Source organism: Fructilactobacillus sp. X2R5C2 (assembly GCF_059901375.1).
In genome coordinates, this window is record NZ_JBWXUX010000031.1 from 1 (window position 1) to 257 (window position 257).

The 257-nt window shown below is 38.1% G+C and carries 1 protein-coding gene; it reads left to right on the forward strand.

Annotated elements, in window-relative coordinates:
- Positions 1-257, forward strand: a 257-nt coding sequence (locus AC6UD2_RS06830; RefSeq protein WP_500698440.1) for a MutS-related protein, incomplete at both ends; no start/stop codon positions are given.

The following is a 257-nucleotide window of genomic DNA, read 5'->3' on the forward strand; positions in this document are numbered from 1 at the left end:
TTACCATCAAAACGCTTGGGATAAATCAGTTAATGGCCCAATCTGGGATTTTTGTAATGGCAAATGAGGGTAGTCAGATTGGTGTTTTTGACAATGTGTTTGCTGACATTGGGGATGAACAGTCGATTGAGGCTAATCTTAGTACCTTCTCGTCTCATATGGATAATTTGATTGACATTTTAAAACACATTACTAAGAGAAGCTTAATTTTAATTGATGAACTAGGTGCTGGAACGGATCCTAAAGAAGGAGCGGCA